General features: G+C 38.1%; 1 protein-coding gene. It reads left to right on the plus strand.

Annotated elements, in window-relative coordinates; translation table 11 throughout:
• The first annotated feature begins 442 nt into the window (after window positions 1-442).
• Window positions 443-1,816, plus strand: coding sequence for a pentapeptide repeat-containing protein (locus tag ACP6PK_RS21765; RefSeq protein WP_426562586.1), 1,374 nt, complete (start codon window positions 443-445; stop codon window positions 1,814-1,816).
• Window positions 1,817-2,514 lie beyond the last annotated feature (698 nt).

Below are 2,514 nucleotides of genomic sequence, written 5' to 3' on the forward strand. Positions count from 1 at the left end.
AGGGGAGGCTTCAAGGCGCGAATTATTTAATTATTAATAATTAATAATTGGGTAAGAGTTGGGCAGGAAAATCAAGAGATAATTTTTATGAGTACCTTCTCTATAACTCGCTGTTTCTCTTGACTCTGTAGGGACGTTCCATGCAACGTCTCTCCCTGTCTGCACAAAAAGACTTTTTCAGCAAACCCTAATTATTAATTATTCAGTATCTAATCGTAAACGAAAAGATGGCAGGTATAGCTGAAGTCAGAAGTCAGAAGTCAGAAGTGTTGAGCAAAAAAATTACTTCCCTACACTCCCTGACTCTCCTACACTCCCCCGCTCCCCGACTCCTTAAATCGGATAGTTGAGGCACACTTCCCACACTTCCCACACCTGGAATTTTTCTATGGATCTGTGTAAACTAAAGGCAAGTCAAAATAATTTAATGTAAATTAATAACATGAATAATAAGGAATCTAAATCTACAATAAATGGAGATATTTTAGAAAAGTCTGCAATTTTTAAAACTAAGGTAAGTAGAGATTATAGTCAAACAAAGGTAAATCAAGGTAACTACACAAAAGAAGATACAAATATAGAATTTATACTTAATATAAATCTTGGAAATAAAAGACACAAGACGACATTAACAGCGATTGAAAAATATCTGCAAGGAGCTGCTAATGATGAGGGATTAAAAATTGTTGATATTTATTCAGGAAAACTGAAGTTTATTTTACAAGCTGCTCCAGAATGTCTAGAAAAAATTGAACTACTATTTAACTCAGGAGAATTAATAGAAATATTTGATGTGCCGATAGAAACTGTTGAATTTATAGAGTCTGAAAAGGAAAAATTAGGATTGACAATTGCTGCGGATATTTCTGATACTGATGTGGCTAAACTTAAAGCTGCTATGACTGGAGCTAATGACCAAAAATTATTAATTCAGACAATTCAAACTAATCAAGGTGAGAAAAGATTAAATCTCAGAGGTGCTAATTTAAGACAAGTCAAGCTTATGGGAATCAATCTTAGAGGAGCTATACTTATTGGAGCAGACCTGAGTGAAGCTAACTTTATTGGAGCTGACTTAAGTGGAGCTGACCTTAGCAGAGCTAACTTTATTGGAGCAGACCTGAGTGAAGCTAACTTTATTGGAGCTGACCTGAAAGTAGCTAACTTTAGTAGAGCTGGTATCGAAAGGGCTAATCTAAGAAGAGCAGACCTAAGTGGAGCAGAGCTTAAACAAGCCAAACTTGGTGAAGCAGATGTCCGAGAAGCTATCCTTGGTAGAGCAGACCTGAGTGGAGCAGACCTGAGTGGAGCAGACCTAAGTGGAGCAGACCTGAGTAAAGCAGAGTTGGTTAGAGTTGACTTTAGAGAAGCTAACCTGAGTGGAGCAAATCTCAGTAAAGCTAACCTTAGTAAGGCTAACCTCAGAGGTGCTGACCTGAGTACGGCTAAATTCTTTGGAGCTTACGTTAGTGGAGCTAATATTAGTAGAGCGAATCTCTATAGAGCAAATCTCAGTGGAGCAAATCTTAGTGGAGCTTACCTCAGACAAGCAGACCTTAGCGAAGCTGACCTTGGTGAAGCTTATTTTTTTGGTCTCAGAAAAGACTACTTAAAAGGTGCTAATTTGAATGGAGCGAATCTCGAAGAAGCTGACTTCCGAGAAACTGAATTTAAAAATAGTGAAGTAAAAAATGCAAAATTCAGTAGTAATAGCTGTGGAATGACTGAACAACTTAAACAAGATTTGATTGAAAGAGGAGCTATTTTTAGAGATTCTGAGGAATATATTTCTTTATTAACTCCATTAATTCGTTAAAGAACCTGTCAGTCATTAGCTAGCTTCCTGTTTTTACCCTTTTTTCAAGTCTCTATCTACTGGTGTCTCACACCTTCAATAGTGCAATAGTAGGGGCGGGTTTTAGCTAGAATTTTCATGCTTACTCTAGGATTTATACAAACCCACCATAACGCACACCCATTAGATGTGTCACTGCAGTAGTGCGTTATATCATGTCCGGATAAGAGCGTGATAAAAAAACTTTCTCCTTTTTATACTTTCTGTTTCCCACTTCCCTCCTGACTCCTGACTCCTGACTCCTCCCTAATTATTTATAACTGTTCAACCGGACATGATATTATATCATTGGGGGCGGGTTTATCTAATCAAATGTGAAAACTGATGAATTTAACGGGGAACCCGCCCCTACGGTTGGCAACATTTTAGTCCAGTAGTGGACCGACACAGCTAAAATAGTGCAATAGTAGGGGCGGGTTTTAGCTAGATTTCATGGTTACTCTAAGATTTATACAAACCCGCCCTAACGCACCATTTTTAATCAACCGGGTATTACAATTCTGGTGCGTTATGACGGATTGTTAAATACCTGATAATACCGAGTAATTAATGCCGTCTAACACACCCTACCAGTGTCGGTTCAGTAGGGTGCGTTAATGAAATGTAACGCACCATTTTTAATCAACCGGGTATTACAATTCTGGTGCGTTATGACGGAT

Source organism: Dapis hubbardiae BLCC-M172 (genome assembly GCF_050016015.1).
Taxonomy (GTDB): Bacteria; Cyanobacteriota; Cyanobacteriia; order Cyanobacteriales; family Microcoleaceae; genus Trichodesmium.